The sequence below is a fragment of the Mesorhizobium montanum genome (assembly GCF_033977145.1).
Classification (GTDB): domain Bacteria; phylum Pseudomonadota; class Alphaproteobacteria; order Rhizobiales; family Rhizobiaceae; genus Mesorhizobium; species Mesorhizobium montanum.
The window spans coordinates 221,415-236,681 of the sequence record NZ_JAVIJF010000001.1; the positions used below are offsets into that span (position 1 = coordinate 221,415).

General features: G+C 64.4%; 17 protein-coding genes. 12 read left to right on the top strand and 5 right to left on the bottom strand.

The window, feature by feature from the left end:
* Positions 1–25: 25 nt before the first annotated feature.
* A complete protein-coding gene (locus tag RFM68_RS01020; RefSeq protein ID WP_320230787.1) occupies positions 26–877 on the bottom strand; it encodes a YihY/virulence factor BrkB family protein in 852 nt (283 codons plus the stop codon).
* A gap of 58 nt (positions 878–935) precedes the next feature.
* Between RFM68_RS01020 and RFM68_RS01025 the strand changes: the two genes are divergently transcribed.
* The 7 genes from RFM68_RS01025 to RFM68_RS01055 all read left to right on the top strand — a co-directional run bounded on the left by RFM68_RS01025 (position 936) and on the right by RFM68_RS01055 (position 6,380).
* Entirely contained in the window at positions 936–1,802 is an 867-nt protein-coding gene (locus tag RFM68_RS01025; protein ID WP_320230788.1) for an SDR family oxidoreductase, read from the top strand.
* 24 nt (positions 1,803–1,826) lie between these two features.
* Positions 1,827–2,018, top strand: a complete 192-nt coding sequence (locus RFM68_RS01030; protein ID WP_320230789.1) for a twin transmembrane helix small protein — start codon at positions 1,827–1,829, stop codon at positions 2,016–2,018.
* Between the two features lie 19 nt (positions 2,019–2,037).
* Positions 2,038–2,619 (top strand): cob(I)yrinic acid a,c-diamide adenosyltransferase, encoded by a 582-nt coding sequence (locus RFM68_RS01035; protein ID WP_320230790.1) that lies wholly within the window; start codon positions 2,038–2,040, stop codon positions 2,617–2,619.
* Between the two features lie 21 nt (positions 2,620–2,640).
* Positions 2,641–3,438 (top strand): rhomboid family intramembrane serine protease, encoded by a 798-nt coding sequence (locus RFM68_RS01040; RefSeq protein ID WP_320230791.1) that lies wholly within the window; start codon positions 2,641–2,643, stop codon positions 3,436–3,438.
* 162 nt (positions 3,439–3,600) lie between these two features.
* Positions 3,601–4,350, top strand: a complete 750-nt coding sequence (locus tag RFM68_RS01045; RefSeq protein ID WP_320230792.1) for an electron transfer flavoprotein subunit beta/FixA family protein — start codon at positions 3,601–3,603, stop codon at positions 4,348–4,350.
* 23 nt (positions 4,351–4,373) lie between these two features.
* Positions 4,374–5,303, top strand: a complete 930-nt coding sequence (locus RFM68_RS01050) for an electron transfer flavoprotein subunit alpha/FixB family protein (RefSeq protein WP_320230793.1) — start codon at positions 4,374–4,376, stop codon at positions 5,301–5,303.
* 198 nt (positions 5,304–5,501) lie between these two features.
* The gene (locus RFM68_RS01055; protein ID WP_320230794.1) at positions 5,502–6,380 is read left to right on the top strand and encodes a 3-hydroxybutyryl-CoA dehydrogenase; all 879 of its coding nucleotides are present in this window, start codon (positions 5,502–5,504) and stop codon (positions 6,378–6,380) included.
* 22 nt (positions 6,381–6,402) lie between these two features.
* On the opposite strand, the gene RFM68_RS01060 is transcribed toward RFM68_RS01055, so the two are convergent.
* The 3 genes from RFM68_RS01060 to RFM68_RS01070 form a co-directional block, all read right to left on the bottom strand.
* On the bottom strand, positions 6,403–8,394 hold the full coding sequence (locus RFM68_RS01060) for a PAS domain S-box protein (RefSeq protein ID WP_320230795.1): 1,992 nt from the start codon (positions 8,392–8,394) through the stop codon (positions 6,403–6,405).
* A 122-nt stretch (positions 8,395–8,516) separates the two neighbouring features.
* On the bottom strand, positions 8,517–9,155 hold the full coding sequence (locus tag RFM68_RS01065; protein ID WP_320231042.1) for an NrsF family protein: 639 nt from the start codon (positions 9,153–9,155) through the stop codon (positions 8,517–8,519).
* Positions 9,156–9,157: 2 nt separating this feature from the next.
* The gene (locus RFM68_RS01070; protein WP_320230796.1) at positions 9,158–9,694 is read right to left on the bottom strand and encodes a sigma-70 family RNA polymerase sigma factor; all 537 of its coding nucleotides are present in this window, start codon (positions 9,692–9,694) and stop codon (positions 9,158–9,160) included.
* 205 nt (positions 9,695–9,899) lie between these two features.
* Here RFM68_RS01070 and RFM68_RS01075 point away from each other — a divergent pair, with 205 nt between their 5' ends.
* The 5 genes from RFM68_RS01075 to RFM68_RS01095 all read left to right on the top strand — a co-directional run bounded on the left by RFM68_RS01075 (position 9,900) and on the right by RFM68_RS01095 (position 14,446).
* Positions 9,900–10,904: an iron ABC transporter substrate-binding protein gene (locus tag RFM68_RS01075; protein WP_320230797.1), complete on the top strand. Its 1,005-nt coding sequence runs from the start codon at positions 9,900–9,902 to the stop codon at positions 10,902–10,904.
* 160 nt (positions 10,905–11,064) lie between these two features.
* On the top strand, positions 11,065–12,639 hold the full coding sequence (locus tag RFM68_RS01080) for an ABC transporter permease (protein WP_430694798.1): 1,575 nt from the start codon (positions 11,065–11,067) through the stop codon (positions 12,637–12,639).
* Positions 12,636–13,718, top strand: coding sequence for an ABC transporter ATP-binding protein (locus RFM68_RS01085; RefSeq protein WP_320230799.1), 1,083 nt, complete (start codon positions 12,636–12,638; stop codon positions 13,716–13,718). Before RFM68_RS01080 ends, RFM68_RS01085 begins: the two co-directional genes overlap by 4 nt.
* Positions 13,719–13,775: 57 nt before the next feature.
* Positions 13,776–14,051, top strand: a complete 276-nt coding sequence (locus RFM68_RS01090; protein WP_320230800.1) for an AbrB/MazE/SpoVT family DNA-binding domain-containing protein — start codon at positions 13,776–13,778, stop codon at positions 14,049–14,051.
* Positions 14,048–14,446 carry a type II toxin-antitoxin system VapC family toxin gene (locus RFM68_RS01095; protein ID WP_320230801.1) on the top strand — a complete coding sequence of 133 codons (399 nt, stop codon included), beginning with the start codon at positions 14,048–14,050 and terminating at the stop codon, positions 14,444–14,446. Before RFM68_RS01090 ends, RFM68_RS01095 begins: the two co-directional genes overlap by 4 nt.
* A 1-nt stretch (position 14,447) precedes the next feature.
* Here the strand turns inward: RFM68_RS01095 and RFM68_RS01100 are convergent, their stop codons facing one another.
* Positions 14,448–15,245: a phosphodiesterase gene (locus RFM68_RS01100; RefSeq protein ID WP_320230802.1), complete on the bottom strand. Its 798-nt coding sequence runs from the start codon at positions 15,243–15,245 to the stop codon at positions 14,448–14,450.
* Between the last annotated feature and the right edge of the window lie 22 nt (positions 15,246–15,267).

The following is a 15,267-nucleotide window of genomic DNA, read 5'->3' on the forward strand; positions in this document are numbered from 1 at the left end:
AGCGGTTTTCGGGCGAGATCATGCTTCAACCAACCCGCGCGCGCGCCTCCAGATAGCGGCTGATCGAGGCGTTGAGCTCGCCGCCGAGGATGAAGATCGCCGAGATGATGTAGAGGAAGACGACCGCGATCATGATCGAGGCGAGCCCGGCATAGGTCGTCACATAGGACGAGAAATGGTCGAGATAGGTGGCGAAGATCGTCGACCCGACCAGCCAGGCAACCAGCGTGAAGACGATGCCGGGTATGATCGAGACGAAGCGCCGCTTGCCGGCCGGCAGCCAGATATGCACCGAAAACAGCCCGATGACGATGACCGTAGAGGCGACTATGTAACGCCAGATGGTGATCGTGCCCATATAGGGCTTGATCCATTCCAGATGCGCTTCCGCCAGCCGCGCCAAGAGCGGCGCGAACACCAGAAGCACGCTGACGGCGAGGAAGCAGGCGGTTGCGATCAGGACAAAGATGATGCTCTGCACCCTGCGGTGGATGATGCCGCGCGTCTCGGTGACCCGATAGGCGCGGTTGAGCGAGGTGCGCAGCGCCTCGATGCCGTTCGAGGCGAAATAGGCCGCAAGCAGCACGCCATAGGTCAGAAGATCGGTGCGCCGGACGGTGAGCACGTTCTGCACCTCGTGCGCGATCGGCTTGGCGATCTGCTCCGGCCACGTGTCGAAGACCAGATGCACGGCCGTGTCGGCGAAGGCGCGCGCGCCGAGGAAGCTGGCAAGCGTCGTGGCAAAGATCAGGAAGGGGAACAGCGCCATCAGCGAGGTGATCGCCAGATGGCTGGCCATCGCCCAGCCATCGTCGGTGTTGAAATGGCCAATCGCATCGTAGAGCACGCGCTTGAGGGCAACGATATTCCGCAGCAAGGGCCCGCGCTCCGCTCGATTGTGTCGACGCCGCGAATATGGGAAGTGATTGCGGCAAATGGCAACCCCAGGTCTCACAACGATTCCCGCCGCCAAAGAGTTGCGCACCATCATCGTCACCGGAGCCTCCTCCGGCATCGGCGCCTATTGCGCGCGGGCGCTGAAGGCGGAAGGCTGGCGGGTGTTCGCCACGGCGCGCAAGCCGGCCGATATTTCGGCCCTTGAGGCGGAAGGCATCGAGGCCTTCTATCTCGACTATCGCGAACCCCAATCCATCGCCGCCCTGACCGAAGCCGTGCTGGAACGCACCGGTGGCCGGCTTGATGCGTTGTTCAACAACGGTGCCTATGCGCAGCCCGGCGCCGTCGAGGATCTGCCGGTCGCAGCGCTTCGCGAGCAGTTCGAGGCCAACTTCTTCGGCTGGCATAATCTGACCCGGCGCGTCGTGCCGGTCATGCGCCGCCAGGGGCACGGCCGGCTTGTCCATTGCTCCTCGATCCTCGGGCTGGCGCCGGTTCGCTTCCGTGGTGCCTATTCGGCGTCCAAACACGCCATCGAAGGTCTGATGCTGTGCATGCGCCAGGAACTCGAAGGCAGCGGCGTCCACCTCTCGCTCATCGAACCGGGGCCGGTGACGTCGAAGATCGCCAGCAACGGCCTGGCGTGGTTCCTGAAAAATATCGACGTCGAAAATTCCGTCCACCACGCCGATTATCAGGCGCAGCTTGCCCGGCTTCAGGCGGGCGGCAGCGTGTCGAAGCTGAAACCTGGGCCGGAGATCGTGCACAAGGCGCTCCGCCACGCGCTTCTGTCACAGCGCCCGCGTCCGCACTATGTGGTAACGGTGCCGGCTAAGATCGGCGCGGCGCTGAAACGCATCCTGCCGGCATCCCTGCTCTACCGCGTGCTTGCCAGGCGCGCCTGACCGAACCTGAACGGAGCCAGCCAGATGGTCATCGTCTTAAAGATCCTCGCCGTCATCGCGATGGCCGCCGTGCTGATCGTGCTGGTCCGCGGCCTGATCAACATGATGCGCGGCGGCTCCGGCATCACCTCGAACAAGCTGATGCAGGCGCGCGTCATGCTGCAGGCCGTGGCCTTGGCGCTGCTGTTGCTGGTGGTCTATTTCACGCGCAAATAGCAGGTCTCAGGGGGACGGCGTGGTCAAGCTCAACAAGATCTACACCCGTACCGGCGATGACGGCACGACAGGGCTCGGCACCGGCGAGCGGCGGCTGAAGTCCGATCTGCGCGTCGATGCCTATGGCACCGTCGACGAGGCCAATGCCTGCATCGGCATGGCCCGCATCCACACCGGCAGCGAACATCCCGCGATCGATGCCATGCTGTCGCGCATCCAGAACGATCTTTTCGATCTGGGTGCCGACCTCGCCGTGCCGGACGACGGCAAGCCGCTGGAGTATGAGCCGCTGCGCATCGTCGCCGCCCAGACTGCCCGCGTCGAACAGGACATCGACGCGATCAACAAGGGCCTGCAGCCACTGAAATCCTTCGTGCTGAACGGCGGCGCGCCGGCCGCCGCGGCACTGCATCTGGCCCGTACCGTTGCGCGACGCGCCGAGCGCATCATGGTGGCGCTGGCCCAGGATCCGGCCGAGCATGTCAACCGCGAAGCGCTCAAATACATCAACCGTGTTTCGGACTTTCTGTTCGTCGCCGCGCGTGCCGTCAATGACAACGGAAAGGCCGACGTGCTATGGATTCCCGGCAAGAACCGCTGATTTCAGAAGCGGAAGGGTCTGATGTTCATCCCGCTTTACGACACCAACAGGCTGCGTCACATCCGCCTGCAATATGTGACGATCGGCCTGATCGCGGTGAATGCGCTGGCCTATCTGGCAACCACGCTCGGCGGTGAGAACTTCACCAATGCCGCGGTTCTCGGCCTCGGCTTCATCCCGTCGGTGGTTCACGACAAGGTCGAATTGTCGCCCGAATTCGTCGTCATCCCCGAAAGCCTCAGCTACCTTACCTACTCGTTCCTGCACGCCGACATTTTCCATCTCGGCGGCAACATGCTGTTTCTGTGGGTGTTCGGCGACAATGTCGAGGATGCGCTCGGCCACATACGCTACCTGATCTTCTACCTGCTTTGTGCCGTCGCCGGCGCCTTCTTCCAAGGGCTGGTGGCCTGGGATTCGCAGGTGCCGCTGATCGGCGCCTCGGGCGCCATTGCCGGCGTCGTCGCCGCCTATCTGATCCTCTATCCCCGCGTGAAAGTCTGGGTGCTGGCCTTTGCCCGCATTCCGCTGCGCATCCCGGCTTTCATCCCGCTGATCCTGTGGATTCTGTTTCAGGTCGTGATGTTTGCCGCCGGCGGCGAGAACCAGATCTCCTGGGCCTGCCATATCGGCGGCATCATCGCCGGATCGATCCTGGTGCTGGTGCTGCGCAGCCGCGGCGTACCGCTGTTTGCCGGCGCCGACGGCGAGCCGGACCCGACGCCGAACGTCAAACAGCCGCCCGTTCCTGTCGAACCGGCCGCGAGCGACGGCGCTCCGGCGCAATGGGGCCGTGGAGCAGCAACGCCTCGGGACTGAACCGATTTGGGTGCGTCGTGGGATATTGACGCGCCGATTTGCCGCCACTACGGAAACGGCACCGTTGGGCGGATATTCCGCCCGCAATGTCGGCTTTCGACAACTCTGACAGGGCGCACGCTGCTATAGCGCCCCGACTATCTCAGGAGAGGTGACAGGAAAATGAAGATCCTTGTGCCCGTGAAGCGGGTTGTGGACGCCAATGTCAAGGTTCGGGTGAAAGCCGACGGACTGGGCGTCGAGCTTGCCAACGTCAAGATGGCGATGAACCCGTTCGACGAGATCGCGGTCGAGGAAGCGATCCGCATCAAGGAAGCCGGCAAGGCTGAGGAAATCATCGTCGTTTCGGTCGGCCCTCAGCAGGCGCAGGAAACCCTGCGTACCGCGCTCGCCATGGGCGCCGATCGCGCCATCCTGGTCAAGACCGACGAGCAGACCGAGCCGCTGGGCGTCGCCAAGGTGCTGAAGGGCGTCGTCGAGGCCGAGAAGCCCGGCCTCGTCATCCTCGGCAAGCAGGCGATCGACGATGATTCGAACCAGACCGGCCAGATGCTGGCAGCACTGCTTGGATGGTCGCAGGGCACCTTCGCCTCGAAGATCGTGCTCGAGGGTGACAAGGCAAGGGTGACGCGCGAAGTCGACGGCGGCCTGCAGACCGTCGAGCTGAAGATGCCGGCGATCGTGACCGCCGACCTGCGCCTCAATCAGCCGCGCTATGCCTCGCTGCCCAACATCATGAAGGCCAAGAAGAAGCCGCTCGACGAGAAGAGCCCGGCCGACTACGGCGCCGACGTCAAGCCGCGCCTCAAGGTGGTCAAGACCGAGGAGCCGAGCGGCCGCAAGGCGGGCGTGAAGGTGAAGAGCGTCGCCGAGCTGGTCGAAAAGCTCAAGAACGAAGCTGGCGTGCTTTGAGCGGTCAGGAAAGGATAAACAAAATGGCTATTCTCCTCATCGCCGAACACGACAACGCGAGCCTTTCCGACCAGACCGCCAAGGCACTGTCGGCGGCTCTCCAGATCGGCCCGGATGTCGACGTGCTGGTTGCCGGCAAGGGCGCCAAGGGCGCAGCCGATGCCGCCGCCAAGCTGAAAGGTGTCCGCAAGGTGCTTCTGGCCGAAGCCGACGAGCTTTCCGAACGTCTCGCCGAACCGCTCGCGGCACTCGTGGTTTCGCTCGCCGGCTCCTACGACACGATCCTGGCGCCGGCCACCTCGTCGGGCAAGAACGTCGCGCCGCGCGTGGCCGCTCTTCTCGATGTCGCGCAGGTGTCCGAGATCATCGAGGTGGTCTCGCCGGATACCTTCAAGCGGCCGATCTATGCCGGCAACGCCATCCAGACCGTGCAGTCGAGCGACGCCAAGAAGGTTATCACAGTGCGCACCGCTTCCTTCTCGGCCGCGCCCGAAGGCGGTTCTGCCTCCGTCGAGACAGCGAACGCCGCCGCGAACCCCGGCCTCTCGTCCTTCGTCGAGAACAAGCTTTCCGAGAACGATCGTCCGGAGCTGACCTCGGCCAAGATCATCATCTCGGGCGGCCGCGCGCTTGGCTCCTCGGAGAAGTTCCAGGAGGTCATCCTGCCGGTTGCCGACAAGCTCGGCGCCGCCGTGGGTGCCTCTCGCGCCGCGGTCGATGCCGGCTACGCGCCGAACGACTGGCAGGTCGGCCAGACCGGCAAGGTGGTCGCGCCCGACCTCTACATCGCCGTCGGCATCTCCGGCGCCATCCAGCATCTGGCCGGCATGAAGGATTCCAAGGTCATCGTCGCCATCAACAAGGACGAGGAAGCGCCGATTTTCCAGGTTGCCGACTACGGCCTGGTCGGCGATCTCTTCGTCATCCTGCCGGAGCTGCAAAAGGCGCTTTGACGCCGTCCGTTCCGGCATATTAAAATCCGAAGGGTGGGGTAGACGAAGTCGCCCCGCCCTTTTAGTTTGCACTGCACAAAAAGCGGGCCGTCAAGGCCTGAAATTCCGGCGGTTTTGCATCCGGATTGCGGGAAAGAACAAATAGGGGCATTTTCCCGCTTCAAGGAAGCGAAAAATGCTCCAGACGGGATCGGGGTAATGAGCAAGATCGAGACGATCGGCATTGTCGGCGCGGGTCAGATGGGAGGCGGTATCGCCCATGTCTCGGCGTTGGGCGGCTACAAGGTCCTGATCCACGATGTGTCGCCCGACCGGATCGAGAAGGGCATCGCCACCATCAGCGGCAACATGGCCCGCCAGGTGGGCTCCGGCAAGCTCGAGGAAAAGGCACGCAATGATGCGATGGCGCGCATCTCCGCCGCCCCGGCCATGGCCGACCTCGCTGCCGCCGACCTTGTGATCGAAGCGGCGACCGAGGACGAGACGGTCAAGCGCAAGATTTACGCGCAGCTTTGCCCCCAGCTCAACCCGGAAGCGATTCTGGCGACCAACACCTCTTCGATCTCGATCACCCGGCTTGCCGCCCAGACCGACCGTCCGGAACGCTTCATCGGCATACATTTCATGAACCCGGTGCCGGTCATGAAGCTGGTCGAGCTGGTGCGCGGCATTGCCACCGAGGATCAGACCTTCGAGGCGGCCAAGGGCTACGTGAAGCACCTCGACAAGACGATCACCGTCTCGGAGGATTTCCCGGCCTTCATCGTCAACCGTATCCTGCTACCGATGATCAACGAGGCGATCTACACGCTCTATGAGGGTGTCGGCACGGTCGATGCCATCGACACCGCCATGCGGCTCGGCGCCAACCATCCGATGGGGCCGCTGCAGCTTGCCGACTTCATCGGCCTCGATACCTGCCTGTCGATCATGCAGGTGCTGCACGAGGGCCTGTCGGACTCGAAATACCGCCCCTGCCCGCTGCTGGTGAAATATGTCGAGGCCGGCTGGCTCGGCCGCAAGACCGGGCGCGGCTTCTACGACTATCGCGGTGACCAGCCGGTGCCGACGCGCTAAATCGCGGATTGAGCGCCTTCGCTCAGGAAGCCGCCGCAAGCGCGCTCGGCACCGTATCGTCCTCGACATCCTCGTCAGGCGCCGCCGAAACGCAGCCGCGGCCTGCCGCCTTGGCGGCATAGCAGGCAGCGTCGGCGCGGGCGATGATCTCGTCCACTTCGCCGCAACCGGCGCGGATCGGCGCGAGCCCGATGCTGGCGCCGATCGAATGCGGGCGCCCGTCCCAGCTGAAGTTGAGGTTGCGGATGGCATCGATGATCGAGCGCGCCGCGATCGGCCCGCGCGTTGCGGCGCCCGATTTGAGGATGACGGCGAACTCGTCGCCGCCGAGCCGCGCGACGATGTCTTCTTGACCGAGCACATCGCGCAGGGTGTCGGCCACGCCCTTCAGCAGCGCATCGCCCGCGGCATGGCCGCCGGTGTCGTTGACTGCCTTGAAGTGGTCGAGATCGACGAACATGAATTGATGCTCGCCGCCATTGAGGCGGCATTGGTCGACCAGCTCCTCCATGGTGCGGATGAAGCTCGAGCGGTTGGCGAGCCCGGTCAGCGCGTCATGGGCGGCGGCATAGGCCAGCTGGCGCTGCAGGGCGCGCGCATCGGTGAAGTCCTGGAAGACGATGACCAGGCCGCAGAACTCGTCGCGGTCGTTCATGATCGGCGACACCACCTGGCGGATGCTGCAGCGCGTATCGTCGCGCCGCACGAGGACCGCGCGCGTGTTCTGGTCGCAGCAAGGCCGCTCGCTCGCCGAAGGGCGCGTCAGGCCGATTCTCTGCCCGCTCTCCTCGTCGACCGCCCAGTAGACATGGCCGAGCAGCTTTCCCAGAGCCTCGCCGACTTCGACGCCGGTGAGCTTTTCGGCGACCGGATTCATGAAGGTGATGCGGTTGGCGGCATCGGTACAGATCACCGCGTCGCCGATCGACTGCAGCGTCACCCTGAGACGCTCCTTCTCGTCGGCCAGCATGGCCGCCGAAACGATCAGCCGCGCCTCGGCCTCCTTGCGCTCGGTGACATCGGTGAGGCTGCCGATGGCCCGGATCAGCCGGCCCTCCGCGTCGCGCTCGATCGTCTTGCCGCGGTCGAGGATCCAGACCCAGTGGCCGTCCTTGTGCCGCATCCGGAACTCGGCCTCGAAAAAGGGCGTCTCGCCGGCAAGATGCGCGCGATCCGCCTCGGCAACGCGTCCCTGATCGTCGGGATGGATCATGGTCAGCCAGCGGTCGGGGTCGCCGTCGAGCTCGCCGTCGGCATAGCCCAGCATCTTCATCCAGGTTTCGGAATAGGTCGTGCCGCCCCTGCGCATATCGAGGCTCCAGACGCCCTGTCCGGTGCTGGTCAGCGCGAAGTTCCACCGGGTCTCCGCCTCGGCGATGCGCGCCTCGGCCTGCTTGCGAGCGTCGATATCCTCGATCTGCGACACCAGATAAAGCGGCCTGCCGGTATCCTCGTCGCAGATGACCGAGCCGGCCAGCTGCGCCCAGACCGGAGTCCCGTCTTTCCTGAGGTAGCGCTTTTCGAAATGGTAGGAACTGATCCTGCCTTCCCTCACGCTCAGCATCGTCTCGCGGCCGATCGAAAGATCGTCCGGATGGGTGATCTGCGGGAAAGTCAGTGCCTCGACCTCCGCGCGGCTGTAGCCAAGCATGGCGGCGAAGGCGGGGTTGGCCTGCTGGATGCGACCGTCGAGGCCGACAACGGCGACGCCGATCGCCGAATCCTCCATGGCGCGGCGGAAGCGCTGCTCGCTCTCGGCGATCTGCCGGCGGTCATTGACGATGCGGTGAATGAACAGCGCCGACAAGAAAAGCGTCGCGGCCGTGATGGCGACGGATATCTGCAGGCAGAGCTTCAGCGCGTCGGCGCCAAACTCAACGCGCGGCAACAGCATCGATACGACGGTGGCGACCAGGCCGACCGCCAACAGACCCTGCGCAGCGTGCCTGTCGGCACGAAGCCCTCTCCAGTTCAACCCCGCCACGATGCGATCCCACCCAATACGCAACTGCACGTTGCCACAATCCTGGCGGATCGGTTTTAAGGAATGGTTGCCTGAACGGTAGCGATCAGGCCGCTAACCGGCAAACAATTCCCGGCATGATTAAGGGACTGCTTCGAAAATCGCTCCGGCGGCTACCAGCGCACGAAAAGCCGCCCGCCGATGGCCCCGAGCAGCGTGAGGAAGGCGATCGCGATCGTATACCAGGTGGCGACGAAGAGCGGCGAATCGTCGAAGCAATGCGCGGCATAGAAGGTTGCAGCGAGCCCGCCCGCGAGCAGGCCGGCGACCGCTCCGGCAAGCACCGGCCTGGTTGGCGCGCCGTAGCGCAGCATGCCGAGGAAGATCGCCAGCGGGCCGATGCCGATCAGCGGGATAAAGCTCATGCAGATCATCATGTTGGAGCCGATGAGCCGCTTGCCCCAATCGGCCTCGGGCACGACAAAAAGCTCCAGAACCACCGCCAGCACGACCAGAAGCGGCGCCGCGACCATCCAGGCCATCGCCCGCTTCGTCGCAGCACCCGGCATCGACAGAGCACGGATCAGCGCGAAGGCGCTTGCGGCGAGCACCAGCGTGAAGACGAATTTCGACATGAAACGCATCGTATGCATGGCCGGCATGATGTCGGGCCGCGGTCCGATGGTTGCAAAGAAGACCATGGCCGCGATCGCCACCGAAACGCCGACGGCCAGCCACCAGGCCTTGCCGAGCGGCATAGCCTTGTCTCGGGCATCGGCGTCGAGCGCCTTGATGAGATCCTCGGTCCTCATGGTCATTGTCGTCCGAACCGTTTGGCGATCGCGGCCAGGCCGCGATGCAGCGACACGCGGACCGCCGTCTCGCTGACGCCGAGCTTCGCTGCGGTCTCGCCGATCGAGCGTCCGTCGACCGAGATCGACGAGACGACCGAGCGCTGGGTCGGCGGCAGGCCGTCGAGCGCCCGGTTGATGTCGCGCTCGCTCACCGTTTCCGTCTCCGGCTCGGCGAATGTTTCGGCGATCTCGTCGATCTCGACCTCTATGCGACGCCCGCGCCGGCGAAACGCGTCGATCAGCTTGAAGCGGGCGATCGCATAGATCCAGGGCAACACCGGCGCGTCCGACCGCCAGGTGTGACGTTTGACATGAATGGCCAGCAAGGTTTCCTGCACGACATCCTCGGGGTCGACCCCGCCCTGAACGATCTTGCGCCGGACAAAGCCGCGAACGAGAGCGGCTATCCGGTGCAGAAAGTCGGCATAAGCCTTTTCATCCCCCTCGATCGCGGCTTTAAGCAGCCGGGAGAGCTCGGCCTCGTCCTTGCCGGTCACAAGAGTTTACCCCCGATGTTCGCGTCTCGGCCCTGGTTTGTTACGTGGCCGGCGAAATAATGTCCAAGCCAAACTGCCGCAAAATCACGAAAGTTTGCGGCACGGCGACGGATTGAAGCAGGGTCACAATGTTGACTATGATAATCAGGTATTGATAGGTGCAGCCGTGCCCGAACCACTGTCTCCAGATTTGAGGACGATGCCCATGAAATCCGCCCTTTCCACGCTCGCCGGCGCCGCGCTGGCGCTCGGCCTGATCGCCGGCCCGGCCATGGCCAAAGACGCAGGCATCATCGTCTACAATGCCCAGCATGAGAGCCTCGCCAAGGAATGGGCAGCGGGCTTCACCAGGGAAACCGGTATCAAGGTCACGCTTCGCAATGGCGGCGACAGCGATTTCTCCAACCAGATCGTCGCCGAGGGCGCGGCCTCGCCGGCCGATGTGTTCCTGACCGAGAACTCGCCGGCCATGGCGCTGGTCGAGGCGGCCGGTCTGTTCGCGCCGGTCGACGCCGAAACCCTCGCCCAGGTTCCCCAGGAATACCAGCCGTCGAGCGGAAAATGGGTTGGCGTTGCCGCCCGTAGCACCGTCTTTGCCTACAACAAGGACAAGCTGAAGGAAGGCCAGCTGCCCAAGTCGCTGCTCGATCTCGCTGATCCGAGCTGGAAGGGCCGCTGGGCCGCATCGCCGTCCGGCGCCGACTTCCAGGCCATCGTCAGCGCCCTGCTGCAGCTCAAGGGCGAGTCGGCGACCGCCGACTGGCTGAAGGCCATGAAGGCGAATTCCACCGCCTACAAGGGCAACTCAACGGTGATGAAGGCGGTCAATGCCGGCGAGATCGAAGGTGGCGTGATCTACCACTATTACTATTTCGGCGATCAGGCCAAGACCGGCGAGAACAGCAAGAATGTCGGCCTGCACTATTTCAAGAACCAGGACCCGGGCGCCTTCGTTTCAGTGTCCGGCGGTGGTGTACTGGCTTCCAGCAAGCATCCGAAGGAAGCTCAGGCGTTCCTCAAATGGGTGACCGGCAAGGGCGGCCAGGACGTGCTGAAGACCGGTACGTCCTATGAGTACGCGGTCGGCGAGGATGCCGAGTCCAACCCGGAGCTGGTGCCGCTGCCCGACCTGCAGGCGCCGAAAATCGATCCGGCGACGCTGAATTCCAAGAAGGTCATCGACCTGATGACGCAAGCCGGCTTGCTTTAGTTCGTGTTCGTCCTAAAAGGGCAAACGACCGTGCTCCCGCGGGAATTCGCTTCCGTGGGAGCGCTTTTGTTTTGGAGATGGCCTCGTCGATGACGATCATCTGCGTTTACGGCCGCGTCCGCGGTTCATCGCGTCGCTTCCAGGCGGCCTATTGCGACTGATGGCGTCCGCGATCCACCTCACGCGTTCTGGGCCGCGGGCGGCCGGGATGAAGAAGCGCCGGTCCAGGTCGTGGATCACGCTCGCCGCCGCTCTGATCTCCTTGCTCGCGCTGTTGCCGCTCGCCTTCATCGTCTGGGTCGCGATCCAGACCGGCTGGGATACCGTGATAGCGTTGATCTTGCGCCCGCGCGTCGGCGAACTGCTGGTCAACACCGTGCTTCTCGTCGTCATTGCCGTGCCGATCGCCATCGCGCTGTCGGTGGCGCTGGCCTGGTTGACCGAGCGCAGCGACCTGCCGGGCAATCGGCTGTGGTCGTGGCTGTCGGTAGCGCCTCTCGCCATCCCGGCTTTCGTGCACAGCTATGCCTGGATCAGCTTTGTTCCAGGCCTGCATGGACTCTGGGCCGGCGTGCTGATTTCCGTCATCGCCTATTTCCCGTTCCTCTATCTGCCGATCGCCGCCGCATTGCGCCGCCTCGACCCGGCGCTGGAGGATGCCGCCGCCGCGCTTGGCCTTGGCCCGTGGCGGGTCTTCGGGCGCGTCGTGCTGCCACAGCTCAGGCTCGCCATCTGCGGCGGCTCGCTGCTGGTCGGCCTGCATCTGCTGGCCGAATACGGCCTCTATGTCTTCATCCGTTTCGACACGTTCACCACCGCGATCGTCGACCAGTTCCAGTCGACCTTCAACGGCCCCGCCGCCAACATGCTGGCTGCCGTGCTTGTGGTCTGCTGCCTTTTCCTGCTCGCTCTCGAGGTGATGATACGCGGCGAGGAACGCTATGCCCGCGTCGGTTCCGGCGCCGCGCGCAAACAGCAACGCGCCCGCCTTGGCCGTGCCACCCTGGCCTGCCTGCTGTTGCCGGCGGGCGTCGCGCTGCTGTCGCTCGGCGTGCCCTTCGTCACCGTGGGCCGCTGGTTGCTCGCCGGCGGCACCGATGTCTGGCGTTGGGACGAGATCGGCCTGGCGCTCGGCCAGACGCTGTTCCTCGCCACCGCCGGAGCGGTGCTTGCAACGATTGCCGCCATGCCGATGGCCTGGATCTCGATCCGCGCGCCGGGACGGCTGCAGCGCCTGCTCGAGAGCTGCAACTACATCGTCGGCGCGTTGCCGGGCGTGGTCATCGCGCTGGCGCTGGTGACGATCACCGTGCGCGTCGCGCTGCCGCTCTACCAAACGCTGTTCACCATCCTGTTCGGCTATGCGCTGATGTTCCTGCCGCGCGCGCTGGTCAGCCTGCGCGCCTCGATCGCGCAAGCCCCGGTGGAGTTGGAACGCGCCGCTTCCAGCCTCGGCCGGCCGCCGATCAAGGCGCTGTGGTCGACGACCATCCGCCTGTCGGCGCCCGGCGCCGCCGCCGGCATGGCGATGGTGGCGCTCGGCATCACCAACGAGCTCACCGCCACCCAGATGCTGGCGCCCAACGGCACCCGCACGCTGGCCATGGCCTTCTGGTCCTATAGCGGCGAGATCGACTATGCTTCCGCCGCTCCCTATGCCTTGATCATGGTGGCGATGTCGTTGCCGATGACGTGGTGGCTCTACGTCCAGTCGAAACGGATGGCCGGACGATGAGCTTTCTCGAACTCAGCGGCGTCGCGAAAAACTACGGCCCGGTGGCGGCGCTCGCCGGCGTCGATCTGCAAGTCGAAAGCGGCAGCCGCACCGCGATCGTCGGCCCCTCCGGCTGCGGCAAGACCACATTGCTCAGGCTGATCGCCGGCTTCGAGGCGCCGGACCGCGGCCGCATCTCGCTCGACGGCAAGGAGCTGGCCAATGGCGACGCGGCGGTGCCGGCGCATCGTCGCGGCATCGGCGTGGTGGCGCAGGATGGCGCTCTGTTCCCGCATCTCAGCATCGCCGACAATATCGGTTTCGGCATCCCGCGGAATGCCGATAGACGAGCCGAGCATATCGTCGAACTCGCCTATATCGTCGGACTGGACAAGGCGGTCCTGAAACGCCGGCCGCACGAGTTGTCCGGCGGCCAGCAGCAGCGCGTGGCGCTCGCCCGCGCCATGGCGATGAAGCCGCGTCTGATGTTGCTCGACGAGCCTTTCTCGGCGCTGGACACCGGCCTTCGCGCGTCGATGCGCAAGGCGGTTGCCGAGCTTCTGGAAGAGGCCGGCATCACCACCATCCTGGTCACGCACGACCAGGCCGAGGCGCTGTCCTTCGCCAGCCAGGTGGCCGTCATGCGCGAAGGTCTGTTCTCGCAGGTCGGCACGCCGCGCGAGCTCTATTTCCAGCCCAGGGACAGGATGGTCGCCGAATTCCTCGGCGACGCCATTATCGTGCCGGCCAGGATCGCGGATGGCTTTGCCGCATCGCGGCTCGGCCGCATCGCGGTCGACACCAAGGAACGGCGCGATGTCGCGCGCATCATGCTGCGGCCCGAGCAGGTCCTCATCAAGCGGACCTCGCGCGAAGGCATGTCTGGCACTCCGGACATGCTGTTCGGCGAGGTGACGGACTGCGAATTCGCGGGCTCGGTCTGCACCGTCGCGGTGCGGCTGCTCAACAGCCCGGATCCGCCCGATGCGGCCGCGATCGGCAATACGCCGCTGATCCTGCGCAAGACGGGCATGGACGCGCCCGCGATCGGCGAGATCGTGCGCCTCACCGTGACCGGCAAGGCCCATGTGTTTGCTTGACATTCGTCTTGAAGATAATGCAGTTCTGCATTATTTCTAGCACTCGGAGGCCGCGTCATGACGACATTGACGGTTACAGCACGGGGCCAGGTCACGTTCCGGAAGGATGTGCTCAAGCACCTCGGCATCCAGCCCGGTGACAAGATCAGGCTTGATCTTCTACCCGGTGGGCGAGCGGAGCTGATAGCCGACCAGGGCAAGGGCTCCTGGCAAGAGCTGAGCGGGATGCTCAAGGGCAAAACGAACGGCGCACGGCTTTCGATCGAGGAGATCAACGATGCGATCGCCGACGCCGGCGCTTCAGGCGGGATGCGCGGAACCGAGCGCAAGTGAAGATCAGCCTCGACACGAACGTGCTGTTGCGCCTTATCGTCGGAGATGACGTAGCGCAGCAACGGACAGCAGCCGAGACCCTGGAAGGGGCCGAATTGGTCGCGATCAGCGTTCAAGCGCTCTGCGAGTTTGTTTGGGTGCTGGATAGAAGTTACCGGGTTGCGCGGCCTGATATATCCGCCTCGATCCGCCGCATACTCGACATGCGCAACGTCGTGGCCAACCGGCCAACGATCGAAGCGGGCCTGGCTGTACTCGACGCCGGTGGAGATTTCGCGGATGGTGTGATCGCGTTCGACGGACAGTGGCTCGGTGGCGAAACCTTCGTGTCCTTCGACAGGAAAGCGGTAAAGCTGATCGAAGGGCAGGGAACGCCCACACTGTTGCTCGGGTGATCTACCGCACGCGCTGGCCGGTCGCCGGCGACCACAGCGGCCATTGCTCCAGGAAATCGCAGCTGTGGATGACGACGCGAGCGCCATCGATCAGGATGATCGAATAGGCGGGCGGCGCCTGCTCGACCACTTCGTCGCCGACCAGATCGAGCATGAAGCGGGCATGCAGGCCGCGCTGCACCGAGAACGGAATGCCGGCGACGGTGCCGGCGATGTCGCGGTGGACATGGCCGAAGAAGATGTAGCCGACATTGCCGTGGCGGGTCAGCACATCGATGAGCCGCTGCGCCTGTTCGAGGCCGAGCGGGTCGAGCAGCGTGAGCCCAAGTTCGACCGGCGGATGGTGCAGGAAAATATAGGCAGCCTTGCCTGCCGACTCGCCAAGCCGTGCATCAAGCCAGCCAAGCCGGCTGTCGCACAACTCGCCGGTGACGCGCCCCTCCGCTAGGCTGTCGAGAAAAACAAGCCGCCCTTCCGGCGTATCGAAAACCGACTGCACGAAGCCGTTGCCGTCGGTCCCGTTTTCCGGGAAGGCGGCAATCAGATTGGCGCGCCGATCGTGGTTTCCAGGCAGCAGCCGATACGGCACGGAGAGCCGGCTCAGCGCCGATCTCAAATCGGCATAACTCTCGGCTTCGCCATCGTCTGCGAGGTCGCCGGTGAAGATGCAAAGCGTGGCATCCCCGTGCCGCGCATTGATATGGTCTATGCAACGATCGAGCCGCTCATTCAGGTTCGCGCCATAACGTATCTGACGCCGACGATCGAGATGGACGTCGGTAACCTGGATGATCTTCATTTTCACGAACCCTCAATCGAAT